Source organism: Streptomyces sp. RP5T (genome assembly GCF_003933965.1).
Lineage (GTDB): Bacteria > Actinomycetota > Actinomycetes > Streptomycetales > Streptomycetaceae > Streptomyces.
Genome location: NZ_RSAJ01000175.1, coordinates 1 through 15,130 on the forward strand (window position 1 = coordinate 1; position 15,130 = coordinate 15,130).

11 protein-coding genes are annotated in these 15,130 nt (G+C 71.1%); 6 read left to right on the top strand and 5 right to left on the bottom strand.

The features are described 5' to 3' along the window. The first annotated feature begins 127 nt into the window (after positions 1–127). The 4 genes from EHS43_RS19675 (at position 128) to EHS43_RS19690 (ending at position 3,461) form a co-directional block, all read left to right on the top strand. Entirely contained in the window at positions 128–307 is a 180-nt protein-coding gene (locus EHS43_RS19675) for a hypothetical protein (protein ID WP_125192078.1), read from the top strand. Positions 308–312: 5 nt separating this feature from the next. After that, complete coding sequence (locus EHS43_RS19680; RefSeq protein ID WP_125192079.1) at positions 313–522, top strand: hypothetical protein; 210 nt, start codon at positions 313–315, stop codon at positions 520–522. Beyond that, positions 522–1,913 carry a replication initiator protein RepSA gene (repSA, locus tag EHS43_RS19685; RefSeq protein ID WP_125192080.1) on the top strand — a complete coding sequence of 464 codons (1,392 nt, stop codon included), beginning with the start codon at positions 522–524 and terminating at the stop codon, positions 1,911–1,913. Before EHS43_RS19680 ends, repSA begins: the two co-directional genes overlap by 1 nt. A 129-nt stretch (positions 1,914–2,042) precedes the next feature. Further along, positions 2,043–3,461: a recombinase family protein gene (locus EHS43_RS19690; RefSeq protein ID WP_125192081.1), complete on the top strand. Its 1,419-nt coding sequence runs from the start codon at positions 2,043–2,045 to the stop codon at positions 3,459–3,461. Positions 3,462–3,738: 277 nt separating this feature from the next. Here EHS43_RS19690 and EHS43_RS19695 read toward each other — a convergent pair whose 3' ends face one another. Continuing rightward, positions 3,739–5,952: a trypsin-like serine protease gene (locus EHS43_RS19695; RefSeq protein ID WP_125192082.1), complete on the bottom strand. Its 2,214-nt coding sequence runs from the start codon at positions 5,950–5,952 to the stop codon at positions 3,739–3,741. Positions 5,953–6,007: 55 nt separating this feature from the next. Then, positions 6,008–6,514 carry a hypothetical protein gene (locus tag EHS43_RS19700; RefSeq protein WP_185806312.1) on the bottom strand — a complete coding sequence of 169 codons (507 nt, stop codon included), beginning with the start codon at positions 6,512–6,514 and terminating at the stop codon, positions 6,008–6,010. 713 nt (positions 6,515–7,227) lie between these two features. Between EHS43_RS19700 and EHS43_RS19705 the strand changes: the two genes are divergently transcribed. Next, positions 7,228–10,761 (top strand): ALF repeat-containing protein, encoded by a 3,534-nt coding sequence (locus EHS43_RS19705; protein WP_260470617.1) that lies wholly within the window; start codon positions 7,228–7,230, stop codon positions 10,759–10,761. Continuing rightward, positions 10,758–11,162: a hypothetical protein gene (locus EHS43_RS19710; RefSeq protein WP_125192083.1), complete on the top strand. Its 405-nt coding sequence runs from the start codon at positions 10,758–10,760 to the stop codon at positions 11,160–11,162. Before EHS43_RS19705 ends, EHS43_RS19710 begins: the two co-directional genes overlap by 4 nt. A gap of 92 nt (positions 11,163–11,254) precedes the next feature. On the opposite strand, the gene EHS43_RS19715 is transcribed toward EHS43_RS19710, so the two are convergent. From EHS43_RS19715 to EHS43_RS19725, 3 genes are all read right to left on the bottom strand, one after another. Beyond that, positions 11,255–12,211 carry a Yip1 family protein gene (locus EHS43_RS19715; protein ID WP_125192084.1) on the bottom strand — a complete coding sequence of 319 codons (957 nt, stop codon included), beginning with the start codon at positions 12,209–12,211 and terminating at the stop codon, positions 11,255–11,257. A gap of 29 nt (positions 12,212–12,240) precedes the next feature. Next, positions 12,241–13,674 carry a VCBS repeat-containing protein gene (locus tag EHS43_RS19720; protein ID WP_260470618.1) on the bottom strand — a complete coding sequence of 478 codons (1,434 nt, stop codon included), beginning with the start codon at positions 13,672–13,674 and terminating at the stop codon, positions 12,241–12,243. Positions 13,675–13,751: 77 nt separating this feature from the next. Beyond that, a complete protein-coding gene (locus tag EHS43_RS19725) occupies positions 13,752–15,044 on the bottom strand; it encodes a VCBS repeat-containing protein (protein WP_125192085.1) in 1,293 nt (430 codons plus the stop codon). Positions 15,045–15,130: the final 86 nt, after the last annotated feature.

The window sequence follows — 15,130 nt, forward strand, 5'->3', positions numbered from 1 at the left end:
CGCCCATCCCGCGCGGACGCACCCGCCGCAAGTAACGCCCGTCCGGGGCGGCCTCTACCGCCAAGTATCCGCCGCCCCGGACGGCCCACCCATCCAGATCCAAAGGACCCGAAAGGGAAGTCTCATCATGCCCCAGCACGCCCCGAACACGCCCGTCTGCCGCGACTGCGACGGCTTCCCCACCGTCGCCATCACCACCGGCACCCGCAACCCGGACGGCACCCGCACCACCCTCGCCGTGAACTGCCCCGCCTGCCAGGGCACCGGCCGCCGCACCGCCACCGCCCTCATCCGGACCGGGAGGTGACGGGCATGTTCCGCAAGCTCCCCGCCAGCCTGACCCCGACCGAGGACAGCCCCGGCCTGCGCGTCAAGGCCGCCACCAAGTACAGCAACTCGCAGGGCGACTACCTCTGCGGCGGCTGCGGCGCTGAGGACCACGCCAACGGCAACGACGACGTCAAGGCCCTGGTCGACGACTACACCGCCCACCACGGCCCCGCCCACCGAGGTAGCCGCTGATGACCGACACCGCCACCATGGCGGGCCTGGACCCGGCCACCCTCGCCGACGTGCTGAGGCTGGCCGGGTCCACCGGCTTCGACCGCATCCAAGACCAGATCCGCCGCACCGGCGGCTGCTCCGACCCCATCCACCTGCAAGGCACCACCGTCACCCGCGACGCTGCCTCCGGACAGGTCCTGCACTCCTACTCGACCGACACCGAACCCGGCGGACGCCTCCGCATCGCGTGCGGCAACCGGCGGGCCTCCCGCTGCCCCTCCTGCGCCTGGACCTACGCCGGAGACACCTACCACCTCATCCGCGCCGGGCTCGTCGGCGACCCCGCCAAAGGCACCCCGCACACCATTGGGGATCACCCCAGGGTCTTCGCCACCCTCACGGCGCCCTCGTTCGGCCCGGTCCATAACCGGCCCGACACCGGCCGCTGCCGCTGCGGGACCCGTCACCCCGAGGACGCCCCCGAGCTGGGCACCCCGCTCGACCCGGCGACCTACGACTACGCGGGCGCGGTCCTGTGGAACAACCACGCCTCCGACCTGTGGCGCTACTTCACGATCTACCTGCGCCGCGAGATCGCCAAGCGGGCCGGGCTCACGCAGAAAGACGCGAAGGAACAGTCCCGCATCTCCTTCGGCAAGGTCGCCGAATACCAAAAGCGCGGGGCCGTGCACTTCCACGCCGTGATCCGCTTCGACGGACCGGACGGGCCCGACTCCCCACCCCCGGCCTGGGCCACCCTCGAACTCCTCACCGCAGCGATCCGCGCCGCCCGCAAGCGCGTTGCCGTCGACGTCCCCGCGGCCGGTGACCAGCCTGCCCGCACCCTGCGCTGGGGCATCAAGCTCGACGCCCAGCCGATCAAAGCCTTCGGCGACGGCGAAGACATCACCGAACAGAAGGTCGCTGCCTACGTCGCCAAGTACGCCACCAAAGCAGCCGAGACCACCGGCACCGTTGACCGCCGGATCGGCAACAAGGAAGCCCTGGTCCTGCTCGACGTGCCCGACCACCCCGCCCGGCTGATCGCGGCCTGCCTCGACCTGCACGCGCTCTACCCGGACCGCAAGCTGCGGGACTGGGCCCACATGCTCGGCTTCCGCGGCCACTTCTCCACCAAATCCCGCCGCTACTCCACCACCCTCGGCGCCCTCCGCCAGACCCGCGCCGACTACCGCGCCGCACAGCAACGCGAAGCCCTCGGCCTGCCCGACCCCGACGACGAAGAGGCAACCACGCTCACCCTCGCGCACTGGTCCTACGCCGGCCACGGCCACACCCCCGGCGAATCCTGGCTCGCCGCCAACATCCGCCGCGACATCCAGCACAACCGAGAGATCGCCCGCGAAGCGCTGGCCGACGAAAAGGGAGGTGACCTCGATGGCGCGTGAGGCTCAGCAGGAACCCCGCAAGTGCGTGATGACGAAGGATGAGTGGCTTGAGAAGCACCTCCGGCGTTGCCCGGCGAGGGATGACGAGTGGGTGCGTCGTCTGCTCGTGCTCCAAGGTAGGGCCTAGCCGTGGCCCCCAAGGTCGCGATTTATACGCGGATCTCCAGGGACGATGAGGGCGAGGGCCTTGGCGTTGCCCGTCAGCGCGAGGACTGCGAGCGGCTGGCTGACCTTCGGGGCTGGCACGTCGCGAAGATCTATGAGGACAACGACGTTTCTGCCTTCAAGCGGAACGTCCGGCGCCCTGAGTTCGAGTTGCTCCTGAGCGACCTTGCGGACGGGTTGATCGATGGTGTCGTTGCCTATGACCTCGACCGACTCGCTCGTCAGCCGAAGGATCTCGAACGCCTCATAGATCTCTACGACGAGCGCAAGCAGCGCGTGTTCGCCACCGTGACCAACGACGTAAACCTTGGCACGGCCGATGGCCGCACCATGGCGCGCGTCATGGTGGCGTTCGCCAACAAGTCGTCCCATGACGCGTCGCGCCGGATCCAGCGCAAGCACCTTGAGCTGGCACAGCAGGGAAAGTCGCATGGCGGTCCGACACCGTACGGCTGGAACAAGGACGGCACGGTCGACGTGGAGGCCGCTCAGCACATCCGCGCAGCGCAGAGGCAGGTGCTGGCGGGCGTTCGGATTGGAACCATCCGTACGGACTGGCATGAGCGCGGCTTGGGGCATCCCCGTACGGGGACGAAGCGGGTTGCTCATCACCATGTCGAGCACATGTTGACCAACCCGCGTCTTTGCGGATACCGCACTTACCGCGGCGAGATCCTCCTCGACGACGACGGCCAGCCGGTCATCGGCGATTGGGAGCCGATCAACACCGTTGAGGAGTGGGAAGCGGTGTGTGCGGCTGTCGCTGAGCGCAAGCGCAAGGATCCTGGTCGGATGCTCGCCCGGAAGTACCTGTTGTCGGGCATTGCGCGCTGCGGGCTGTGCCACGCCAAGATCCGCGGTCAGAACAACCGGCGGTGGAAGCCAGGGTCAAAGGCTTCCAAGTTCTCCTATCAGTGCTCAGTTGTGAACGGCGGATGCGGGCAGGTGGGACGCGTCGGTGAACCCGTTGACGAACTCATCATCAGCCTGGTTCTGGCTGAACAACGGCAGCGCGCTGCGACCACTGCCCTTGATCCAGTTGAGCAGTGGCCGAACCTGTCCGAGCTTGCTGCCGTCGAAGCTGACATTGCAGAGCTGACGCAGGCCGCGAGAGACAAGAGAATCACCGTCTCGACTCTGCTTCAGCTCCTGCCGGACCTTGAACGGCGTCGTGATGAGTTGAAGCTGGAGCGCGGTCGGTTCAACAAGGAGCGGCAGCACGCCGAGTCGCTAAGCGCTGGGATCGGCGAGGACTTCCGGTCCCTCCCGATCGAGCGGCAGCAGGCGCTGATTCTGCACAGCCTGACAGCGGTCCTGATCCATCCCGCCGGGCGAGGGAAGCGGAAGTTCGATCCGAGCCTGATCGAACCTGTATGGCGCTGATCCTGGCGCATGATCCGAGGGAAGGCCCGGCCAGAGTGCCGGGCCTTCTCGCTGTCCGCGTTCGGTCAGGATACCGACCACACCCGCGCTGAGCTGCGGAAACCGTCCGCTGATGACGTCACTCATAAAGTCACCTACGCCTGGTCGGTCCAACCGCCCGTGGTGAGGCGTACGGGCCAGGTTCTCGACGCCTGAGGGTCGGTGCGGATCGACGGAGAGGGCCCCCACCGGCCGTGGCTGGTGGGGGCCCTCTCCGTCGAGGTGGTGTGGGGACGGGCTACCGCGCCGCGTAGCCGAAGCGGTCGCCGGCTGCCGGGAGGCCGCCCGTGCCGGGCTGGTAGGTGGTGACGGGGGCCACCGTGCCGCCGGCGGTGACGTTGGACAGCGGCAGGGCGTACAGGGTGCCGTAGGTGCTCGGGCCCAGGGGCAGGCCGACGTACAGCTTGGTGCCGGTGTAGTGGATGCTGCTGCCGAGCTTCTGGCCGGCGCCCGGGGCGGTGGGGATGCCGTCGCCGTCGCCCGCCTCCAGCCAGCGGTCGTTGGCGCCGGGGCTGCCGAGCAGCGAGAAGGTGTGCACGGCGCCCGCGTCGGCCACCGTGTCGAGGGCCTCGTCGGGCACGCCCACGGCCAGCTTCATCGTCGCCGTGGTGCTCAGCGCGCGGGGAGCCGTGTTGATCGCGGTCAGGGCGGCGCCCATGCGGTCACCGGCCTCCGAGGCGCCGGTCACGTCATCGTCGCCGGTGCCCTGGGTGATGGTGTTGAGCTGGGTGAAGGTGCCCGCGGCGGTGATGCGGAAGGTCTGGGCCATGCCCGCGTCGGCCTTGGCGGCGCCGTCGACGTCGAGGTCCTCGCCGGGCGCGCCGACCGCGAGGATCGAGTCGGTGGCGCTGGTCGCGCCGGAGGGGCGGTACGGGGCCAGGGCGAGGGCGTAGGCGAACTGGTCGCCGGCCTCGGCGCCGCCGGAGACGGTGTCGAGGTCCTGGTCGAGACCGAACTTCGGGGTGGGCAGGCCCGCGGAGGTCAGGGTGTGGCTGAAGACCGCGAGGTTGCCCGCGCCGTCGTCGGCGCCGATGGCCTCGCCGGGCGCGCCGACGGCGAAGAAGTTGGCGTCGGCCGCGACCGAGCCGCCGAAGCCGTCGTTGGCCTCCGCGGCGCCGGGCACGTCGGTGCTGTCCTGGTGGAAGACGATGTTGGTGGTGCCGTGCAGGTAGAAGGCCACGCCGGCCTTCGCCAGGCCGCTGACGCTCTCGCCCGGGGCGCCGCTGACGATGAAGGGTTCACCGGCGGCGCTGACGCCGGCCGCGACGGAGTCGCCGAAGCGGTCGCCGGCCTGGGCGACCGCGGTGCCCAGGGAGCCGGTGCCGGAGCCCTCCTCGAAGTGGGTGTTCTTGACCGTGCCGGTGCCCAGGCCGCCCTTCGCGCCGAGCAGGACGTCGAGCATGCCCGCGTCGGCGGCGCTGCCGATGTCCTCGGCCGGGGTGCCGACGACGAGGTCGGTGCAGCCGTCCTCGTTGTAGTCGACGGTGGCCAGGGACTCGCCGAACCAGTCACTGGCCTCGGCGGCGCCGGGAACCCAGTCGAGGTCCTGGTTGATCTCCGCGGTGCCCTTGCCGCCGCCGTAGACGATCCGCACCAGGCCCGCCGCGGTGACACCGCCGACGGTCGCCCGGGGGTCGGAGATCGCGATGTCCTCGACGCCGTCGCAGTTGAAGTCGGTGACGCGGACCGCGCCGACGGTGGAGCTCACCCAGGAGGCGAGGTCGTCCACGCGCGTGACGATGCCGCCGGTACGGGTCTCGGTGGCGTCGATGCCGTAGCAGCCGCCCTGGTACGAACGGCTTTCCAGCGCGGCCAGTTGGGCGGTGCCGCCGCTGACCCGGACCAGCGGGCCGCCGGTGTCGCCCATGCACGCGGCCACGCCGCTCGTCCCGGTGACGGTGGCGTCGGTCGTGGCGGCGGAGTCCACGGTGAAGGTGCCGGTGTGCAGGCTCAGCGGGGACCACTCGGTCGCGGTGCGGCCGTAGCCGGCGAGGGTGAGGGTCTCGACCGCGGTCGGCGCGGCGGTGGCCAGGGCGATCGGGTTGACGCCGGTGACCGGGCGGTTGAGGCGGGCGAGGACCGCGTCGCGGTCGCTGCGCGGGACCAGTTCGACGATCTGGCGGGCCGCGCCGGCGGTCCCGGTCAGGTCGGAGCGGCCGATGACCGCGGTGGTCTTCAGGGCCGGCTTGCCCGCGGGCACGGTGAGGCTCGCGGCGGGGTCGTCGGCGAAGCAGCTGGCCGCGGTGAGCACCCATTCACGGTCGACCAGGACACCGGAGCAGCCGCGGTCGTCGTCGCCGACGGTGATCCGGGCGGTGTAGGCGTAGGTGGTGTCGGCGGCCGTGACGGCCGGGCCGGTGACGGCCGCGGCGGGGCCGGCCGCGAGTGCGGCGGAGCCGAGGGTCAGGGTGGCGGCCAGTGCGGCGAGGCGCACGGGTCTGGCGTAGGTCATGAAGTCGTTTCCCTGGTGGGTGGTGGCGGATCGGACAGGAGGGCTCGGTGGGGCGCTACTTGGCGGTCCTGAGCTCCAGGAGGGTCCACTCACGGGCCTGTTCGTCCGCGCTCTCGCCCACGGGCGTCCAGGTGTTCTTGGCGATCTCGTACGACTTCTCCTCGGTGCCGACGGTCATGTCGGCCTCGGTGGTGTAGTCGTTGCCCCGGATGAGGTAGACCGAGGGGATCTCCAGGGTCAGCCAGCCGGAGTTGCCCTTGACGTCGAAGCAGACCTTGCTCTTGTCCCGCGCCTGGACCTCCAGTTGGCCGGTGCCGCTCGCGCAGGTGGCGAGCGTGATGTGGCCGTCGCCGCGCTTGAGGAGGATGTTCCGCTCGGCGAGGATCTTGTCGGCCTGCGGGTAGTCGAAGTTCTCGACCGCGTATCCGGGGGCTTCGCCGGCCACCGGGGCCGGGTCGGCGGGGGCGCCGTCGCCCGCTGTGGCGGTCCACGCCAGGGCACCGGCGACCACGGCCGCCACGGCTGTGCCCAGGAGTCTTTTTCTGTGCGACCTAGACGGCATGGGTAAACGTCCCTTCATCACATGCATGGCTCATTGATCCAGGCTGCTAATAACCGGCCGGAAAATATTTCGCGCACGGGTGTGAAGGCACGAGCGATATATGCGCAGTCCCCCACTCCCGGCGATGAAATGGCCCTCTGAAAATCTGCCGGAAAACTGCTTGAGGGGTCTATGCAACCTTGCCCTCCTTGGCCTGTCCACCTCGTTAAATCTGGCAAAACGGACGAGTTGTGATGGCTCGATATGAGCTCTCTCACACCGGAGAAGGGTTGTATTGGCTTGTATCAAGAAACGATAACGAACGCACTGGGTGTCTCTGTCCGGAATGGTGAGTGAGGTGGTGTTTTGTTGGCCCGATTAGGTCAGGATCGAGTGAAAAGAGCCTGTGTGGGCTGGTCGAGAATGGTTCGGATCCAATATCAGGGCTGAATGAGAAAGTGCTGGAGCGCTGCCGTGGATCTGGTGTGAAAACTGTAAGGTGCGGTTAAAGATCGGCGATGGCGTCGGGAGTGTCCGACAGCTGGTACGGGGGATGTCGGGATGGCGTACGCAAATCTGTCACTCATGTCGATCCCCGTGCTCATGGCTGCTTTGAAATGAGAGATCCCATTCCGGTTGCTGACTGCAGTCACCGGAGTGCTTCCCGTCGAATGCGACCGAGCCGGATGGCAACGAAACGAGGGAGTAACACGTTGAGTGTCAGATTGCGAGCCGTGCCTGGTGGGCGCGGCTTCGTGGTGATGCTGATAGCCCTGGTGATGGTCCTGGGCGTCAATCTGCGCCCGGCGTCCGCCGAGGACGAGACATGGGTCTATTACAGATCTGATGTGCTGGAGGCCTGGGAGTACGGCGGTCCGGGCGTACGCGCCGCGGCCGAGGTGGCTCTGGCCGGTTCGGATGCTGACATCCAGACGTTCATGAGCGTGGACATGCCGCGGCTGGAGGTCGAGGACCTGCGGGTGCAGACGGCCACCTTCCTGGCGTCCGGCGGCCCGGCTGTGCGCAGCTCGGCCGACACCGCCCTGAGCGGTGGAGAAGAGGAACTGCACGCCTTCCTGGACAGCGGCTTCACCGCCGCCTACGAGGAGGACCAGCGCGTCGAGGTCGCCCGGATCATGGCCTTCGGCGGTCCGGGCGTGAAGAAGGCCGGCAACGCGGCCCTCAGCGGCACCGCGGACGACGTGAGTGCGTTCATCGAGGAGGGCCAGTACAAGGCGCGGGCCGACGACAACCGGGTCCAGGTCGGGAAGCTGCTCTACACCGGCGGCCCGAACGTGAAGCTGCTCGCCGGACAGGCCCTGGACGGTACCGACGAGGACATCCAGGAGTTCCTGGACGACGGCTGGGCTGTCGCGGCCGCGCGTGACCAGGAGACGATCACTGTCGCGCAGCTGGCCGAACTCGCCGACACGGCGCAGAAGCGGGCCAGGGAACTGACCGAGACCGCCAAGGACGAGGCGGCCAAGGCGGCGAAGGCCACGCAGGAGGCCAAGGCGGCGGCGCAGGTCGCCGCGGCGGAGGCGCAGGAGGCCAAGGACTCGGCCGGCCGGGCCGCTGCCGCCGCGTCCCGGGCCGCTGCCGCGGCCGACCGGGCGGCTCAGGCGGCCCGTACGGCGGTGTCCGCGGCCGCGGCGGCCAACGCGACCGCACGGGTGGCCGCGACCGCGGCCGCGCAGGCGGCCTACGCCGCCAGCCGGGCGGGGGGCGCGGCGTCCGCGGCCAGGTCTGCCGCGGCGGCGACGGCGAGTGACGCCGGTCGGGCCGAGCAGGCCCGTATCGCCGCGCAGAAGGCGCGTGACGCCGCTGCCGGTGCGGAGAAGGCGGCGGACGCCGCTGACCAGGCGGGCATCGCCGCCGACAACGCGGCGACGGCGGCCTCGGCCGCGGCCAGCGCGGGAGCCAACGCTGCCGCCGCTGCCGCCGCCGCTGCCGACGCGGGCCGCTGGGCCGGCGAGGCCGGGGCCAAGGGCGAGCAGGCCGCCGCCGCGGCGGCCAAGGCCAAGCGGCTCGCCGACCAGGCCACGCGGGCGGCCAACTCGGCGCAGACCAACGCCAGGCAGGCCGCCACCGCGGCCCGCCAGTCGCGGGACGCGGCCAAGGACGCGGCCGCGCACGCCAGGGCCGCCGCGGTGGCGGCCGATGCGGCGGCGGACGCGGCGGGTGAGGCCGTGGACGCGGCCGCGGCGGCCACCGAGGCCGCGAACGCGGCCACCCAGGCGGCCAATCAGGCCACGACGGCAGCGGAGCGGGCCGCCACCGTCATCGAGCTTGCCCGTACGGCGGACGCCGAGCGGCTGGCCCAGCAGCAGGAGGAGGAGGTGCTGTCCGCCGAGGAGGCGAGCCTCGCCTACGACACCCGCGTCGCGGCCGCCCAGCACGAGATCGGCCGGCAGCAGGAACTTCAGGCGCAGACACGCCAGTTGCTGACCGATGCCGCGGCTGCCACCGACCCCGCGGTCAAGGCGGCCAAGGGCCGGCAGGCCGCGGTCAACCTGCTGCCCGGTGCCGGGACCTGGGTGCGGCAGGCGGCCGGGACGGCCCTGCAGGGCACCGACGAGGACGTGGCCGAGTTCGTGGACAACACGCTCGCCGTGGCCATGGAGCAGGACGACCGGGCCAGCGTCGGCCACATCGCCGCGACCACCGCCATCCCGGCGCAGCAGCAGGCCGCGCTGGACGTGATGGACAAGCCGATCGACCAGGTCCGCGCGTGGCTGGCCACGCGCGCCTACCCGGGCAAGGCGGACGACGACCGGGTCGCCGTCGCCAAGATCGCCGCCGACGGCGGTCCGGGGGTGAAGGCGGCCGCGAGCAAGGCGCTGGACGGCACGGCGGCCGACCTGGCGGAGTTCCTGGAGACCGGGCAGTACGAGGCGCGTGAGGACGACGACCGCGTCGCCGTCAGCGAGACCGTCGCCACCGGTGGCCCGGAGGTCAAGGCCGCCGCGCAGGCGGTGCTGTCGGGTCCGCCTACCGGGCTGCGTCCCTTCCTGGACTCCGGCCTGTACAAGGCACGCCAGCGGGACGCCAACGCCGCTGCCCACATCGCCGAGGTCAACATCCTGCTGCAGGCCGCCTACAAGTCGGCGGCGCTCGCGCAGAAGGACGCAGCCGACGCGCAGAAGGTCGCCGCGCAGGCCCGTAAGGACGCCGCCAAGGCCCTTGAGTGGGCCAACGCGGCCAATGAGTCCGCCAAGCAGGCGAACACGTACGCCGAGCAGGCCGACAAGTCCGCCGACCAGGCCGAGGACTCCGCCGCGGAGGCGGCCGAGTCGGCGAAGACGGCCAGGAACGCGGCGGCCTCCGCACGGCAGGCCGCCCAGTCGGCCGCCCGTTCGGCACAGGCCGCGCAGCACTCCGTCGGGGTCGCGCGGGGGTACGCCTCGCAGGCGGGCCAGTCCGCCTACCAGGCCAAGCTGTCCGAGATCGCGGCGGGGAAGGACGCAGTCGCGGCGGCCAAGGCCTACGGCGAAGCGCTGACCATTGCCGCGGAGAAGCTCGTCACCGAGCTGAAGGAGCAGATCGAACAGGAACTCCAGGAGGCCAGCAAGCCGATCACGGACCAGGAGCTGCGCGAGGAGCTGGAGAAGCGGCTGGTCACGTACCGTCATGCGAACTGGGGTGACATCAAGCCGGGAGAGACGCTTCTGGTCTGCGGTTCCGACGGAGCCGGCGGCATGGGCTGCATCACCAGCACCTACCTGGACCGCCTCATCGCCTGGTACGTCGGCGCGGACGAGATCGAGAAGTGCCTGACCAAGCCGGACGTCTCGTGCTTCGAGGGCCTCGCGATGTCGGCCCTGCACCTCAAGCTCAAGGGGCTGAAGGCGCCCTGTGTGAAGAGCCTGAGCGGCATGTCGACCATGTCGGTGTCCGCGTCGTCCGACAAGTGCAAGGTGTGGGACAACCTCGAACCCGACGACAAGATCATCCCGCTGGAGAAGGTGCCGCTGGAGAAACTGGACGACCTGCACGAGGCAACAGGACGGTTCGTGTACGTGGTTCTGCCGGGCGGTGAGCTGCGGGTCACCCGGCTCGGCAGCATCTACGGGCACGTCGACCTCGCACAGGGCCAGCAGGTCGTGGCCGCGGGCGAGCTCAAGCTCTACCAGGGCAGAATCAAGTCCATCGACAACAGGTCCGGTCACTACCAGCCCAAGGGCGAGGAGGCGCGGGCCGCCGCCGAGCAGGCCTTCCGTGACGCCGGGTTCGACGTCACCGACAAGAGTTACAAGGAACGGTGGTGACAGTGCCCCGACCGGAGCCGCAGCGGTTGGACGAGCTGCTCCTCGACGGGTTCCGTCAGGTGTCCGTGATCCTCGACGAGCGGAAGTCGACTCTCGTCGCGGATCCGGTGCTGGCGGAGCTGGCCGACCGGGTGGCGGCGGCGCCCGATCCGGAGTCGGACGAGGTGAAGCAGGCTCTGCTGCACGCCGTCGACTCCCGGGAGCTGTCCGGGGCCGCTGAGGCCGTCCAGTACTTCGCCCACCGGTTCCGGTGGGTCTGGCTCCGCGACGAGGTGGAGCGGCGGCATCTCGACAGCCTCACCCGGGTGGACCGCAGGCTCATGCGGCACTACGAGCGGATGCTGGAGGCGTTCTCCCCGGAGTGGGAGGACAGGGACCTGTTCCCGAGCCTGGACCACTGAACACAGGAAGGGGGCCGCGCCCGATCACGGAGATCGGGCGCGGCCCCCCTCGTTGTTCGCCCTCGTCCGGCTCGCCGTGCCGCCGCAGGGACCTAGAACGTCCCCAGCTTCACGATGGACAGCAGAGCAATCAGCTGGATCGCCGAGGCGCCCAGGGCCTTCGGCCAGGGCAGGTCGTGGGACCTGGAGACCATCAGGGTGAGCAGGGCGCCGGCCGCTACCCAGGTGGCCCAGCCCAGGAGCTGGACGAAGGACGCGTCGCCGCCGAAGAACATGGCCACGATCAGACGGGGCGCGTCGGTCAGGGACATGATCAGCATGGAGAGGCCGACCGTGGGCTGCCACGCGCCGTCGCCGCCGAGCTGGCGCGCCAGGGCGTGGGTGACGACGCCCAGGACGAAGGCCGACAGGACCATGGCCACGGCCGTGACCAGGACGATCGGGATCGCGTTCGACAGGGTGGCGTTGATGGCGTCCTCGCGGGCGCCCTCGAAGCCGAACACCGCGAGCAGGCCGTAGAGGAAGGTCACGACGAGGGCCGGGCCCCACATCGTGTAGTCCCGCATCTGGAGGAAGGTCTGCTTCGGCGAGAGCAGGATGCCCTTCAGGAGTTCCTTCCAGTGCAGGCGGGGGCCCACGGGGCCGGCCGGGGCCGACCCGGCGCGGTAGGTGCCGCCCGGGTTGTAGGGGTCCTCACCGACCGAGAACGCCTGGGTGTGGCCCGGGTTGTTCGCCGCGTACGGGTCATGGCCGCCCTGCGGGTGCGGGGCGCCCGAGCCGTCGCCGAAGTACTCCGGCTCGTCGTAGGCCCCGCCGCCGCCCTGGGTCCACTGGCCCGGGTGGGGCTGCGGCGCGGGGGGATAGCCGTACGGCTGTCCCTGGGGCGCCTGCTGCCCGTACGGAGGTTGTTGCGGTCGCGTGTGAGGAGCGCCGTTGTCCCGGCCGCGTCCGATCCTGAATCCAGCCACGTCTTCGAACGTACCTGGTCCTGGAGAGTGACGGGCGCGGCCGGGCGCTTCGGGGACGCCTTTGCTGCCGAGCTGTGACATCCCCTAAGGGACAGTCAGGGACGGTCGCCTCAGCCGATGAGCCCCGTGCCGAAGCCGCCGTAGACCCGCGGTCCGCCCACGCTCCCGGGCCCGAAGGTCCTTGCTCCCTTCGTGGTCACCCCGGTCAGGGCGGTCACCGCGCCGATGCCCTCGTCCTCGAACCCGGCCGCGGCCGTGAGGTCGGCGTGGCCGTCGCCGGTGACGTCCGACAGGAGCACGTCCGAGCCGAAGTAGTCCATCGCCTCCGCCGTGCCGGGGATGCCGGCGGTGTTCTGGGTGAACGTGCGGGCGCCTTCGCGGGAGACGCCCGAGGCCGCGCCGTTCATCACGATGGTCGCGCCGGCGTCCTCGGTCGTGCCCAGGTCCTCGAAGACGACGCCGATCGCCAGCTCGCCGTGTCCGTCACCGTCGACGTCGGCGATGGACACCGCGCTGCCGAAGCCGTCGCGGGCTTCGTCGGCGCCCGGAACTCCCGTGGAGGACTGGGTGAGTTCGGCCATCGGGGCGTCGCCGTTGACCGGGCCGCCCTCCGAACCGCGGATGACGACGACCCGGCCGCCCAGGCTGCCGCTGTGGTCGTCCTCCTCGCTGAAGACGTTGCCGAGGGCGATCTCGTCGTAACCGTCGCCGTCGATGTCGCCCAGGGCGATGGAGGTTCCGCCGTTCAGCGGGCGTGGCGCCGAGGTGTCCGGGCCGGAGGGCGAGCCGAGGTACGCGACGCCCTTGGACCAGCTGCCCGACGGGTCCGTCGTCAGGTCCGTGCGATAGGTGAGGACCAGGTCGTCCTTGCCGTCGCCGTTCGTGTCGCCCGCGTCCATCGCGTCGAGGGCGTACGCCTGCTCGGGCACGTCGATCCGTCGGGCGGAACCGGAGACGCCGCCGCTGATGACGTACGCGTGCGGGGCGTCGCTGCCCACGACCAGGTCGGCTCTGCCGTCGCCGTCGAAGTCTCCGGCGGTCAGGGTCCTGCCCCATGCGCCGTGTGCGGTGGGCGCGGGGTCGGTGACCCTGGTGCCGTTCGCGAGGCCGCCCGAGGAGCCCCACAGGACCGTCACGGAGCCCTTGCCGCCGTCCTCGCCGGGTGCTCCCACCGCGAGGTCGGTGTAGCCGTCGCCGTTGAGGTCGGCCGTAGCGAGCGCGGAACCGAAGGTGTCGTCGGTCTCCGCCGTGTCGGGCACGCCCGCGCTGTCCTGGCTGACCGTGGTGTGGTGGGCGGGGTCGAGGCCGGCCGGGCCGCCGTGCACCACGGCCACGTAACCGGCGAAGCCCTGGTCGCCGAGCTTCGCGTACGGGGCGGCCAACGCGACGTCGCCGTATCCGTCGCGGTTGAAGTCCGCCTGCCGGCGGCCGGTGTCCGCGGCCGTCGCCGGTGCGGCGGAGAAGGTGAGCAGACCGCCGGTCAGGGCGGCGGCGGTGGCCGTGGCGAGAGCGAGTCGCATCCGTCTGGGGTGCTGCTGGAGCATGCGGGTCCTCCTGCTCGGGTGCCGTTCCTTTCGGTGCCCCGGAAGACCCTCGCCGGTGCGTCAGGGTTGTACGGGGGTCATGAGCCGGTCAGGAACGCCGACGTGGAGAAGGTGATCGACGGCTCGGCGGTGACCAGCCCCTGCTCCGCACCGGAGAACACCGCCACGACGTCCTTCGTCTCGCTCTGATACGTCCGCACCGCCAGGTCCGCCCGGCCGTCGCCGTCGAAGTCGCCGACCGCGACGACCCGGGTGGTGCCGGTGCCGGGGGGTTCGACGGTGACCGTCGCCTCCGGGGACAGGCCGGCCGTACGGCCCTGGAAGATCCGAAGCCGTGAGCCGCTGGAGACCAGTTCGGACCGGCCGTCCCCGTCGAAGTCGGCCGCGTCGAGCACCGAGCCCGCCGCGGCCAGGCTCCCGTGCACGGCGGTCGGCAGGTCGTAGCGCAGGGACGTTCCGCCCATGGCGCCGACCGCCGCGTCCAGGGCCCTGCCCCGCCCGAAGGAGCCGAGGGCCACGTCGATGCCGGACGGCAGGACGGCTCCGGTGCGGGTGGGGCCCGCCGGACCGCCGAGCACCACGGAGGAGGGGCCGGTGCCCTGGGCCGTACGGACGATCAGGTCGTCGTAGCCGTCGCGGTCGACGTCGGCGGCCGGGCCCGTGGGGACCTCGCCCGGCGCGACGATCGGCGCGCCGGCCCTGCGCGGGGCGCCCTCGCGGGTGAACGGGCCGCGCAGGTAGGTGAGATGACCGCCGCTGGCGTGCAGGACGAGGTCCTTCGCGCCATCGCCGTCGAAGTCGCCGCAGACCGGCTGGTCGGGCCAGTCGTTGCCGACCCGGGCGGCGGCCGGGACGGTGAGGTGGACGGCCCTGCCGGTCAGCCCCTCGGGGGAGCCGAAGAGGATCTGGAGCGGGACCGGGGGTCTGCCCCGGCCGTCGTAGGGCGGGTCGGTGGAGACGACGAGGTCGGTGAAGCCGTCCTTGTCGAGGTCGCAGGTGGCCTCCGCGTCGAACAGGGCGGGGAGTTGGCCGTCGGTGGCCGCGCCCTGCCGGTCCGGGGCGATCAACTGCCGGGTGCCCGGGACGAGTCCGCGCGCGCTGCCGTAGACGATGCCGATGCCGGGGTCGTCGGCGTGCGCCTGCTCCTTGGCCAGGTCGCCGAGGACGAGGTCGCGGTGGCCGTCGCCGTTGAAGTCGTCCGGGGTCCTGCTGCCGTCGCCCGCCGGGACCGGCAGCCGGGCGGGGGCGTCGGCGACGCGTGCCGGGGTGTGGTCCGCGGAGCCGGTGTGCCGGGTGGGGCCGCAGCCGCCGAGGAGGAGGGCCACGGCGAGGGCGGTGAGCAGGCTCCGGCCGCGGGGCGCCGTCCTCATCACGTCTCCCCGCACGATCCGCACACGCACCGCTCACCCCGTCAGCATCATCGACAACGACCCCGGTAATGATGCACGTGTTCGAC

Bases quoted from the DNA above. Each gene is read 5' to 3' on its own strand.
- EHS43_RS19700 (WP_185806312.1), bottom strand. From the start codon at position 6,514: ATGCCGTCTAGGTCGCACAGAAAAAGACTCCTGGGCACAGCCGTGGCG.
- repSA (WP_125192080.1), top strand. From the start codon at position 522: ATGACCGACACCGCCACCATGGCGGGCCTGGACCCGGCCACCCTCGCC.
- EHS43_RS19715 (WP_125192084.1), bottom strand. From the start codon at position 12,211: ATGTCACAGCTCGGCAGCAAAGGCGTCCCCGAAGCGCCCGGCCGCGCC.
- EHS43_RS19720 (WP_260470618.1), bottom strand. From the start codon at position 13,674: ATGCTCCAGCAGCACCCCAGACGGATGCGACTCGCTCTCGCCACGGCC.
- EHS43_RS19725 (WP_125192085.1), bottom strand. From the start codon at position 15,044: ATGAGGACGGCGCCCCGCGGCCGGAGCCTGCTCACCGCCCTCGCCGTG.
- EHS43_RS19680 (WP_125192079.1), top strand. From the start codon at position 313: ATGTTCCGCAAGCTCCCCGCCAGCCTGACCCCGACCGAGGACAGCCCC.
- EHS43_RS19695 (WP_125192082.1), bottom strand. From the start codon at position 5,952: ATGACCTACGCCAGACCCGTGCGCCTCGCCGCACTGGCCGCCACCCTG.
- EHS43_RS19675 (WP_125192078.1), top strand. From the start codon at position 128: ATGCCCCAGCACGCCCCGAACACGCCCGTCTGCCGCGACTGCGACGGC.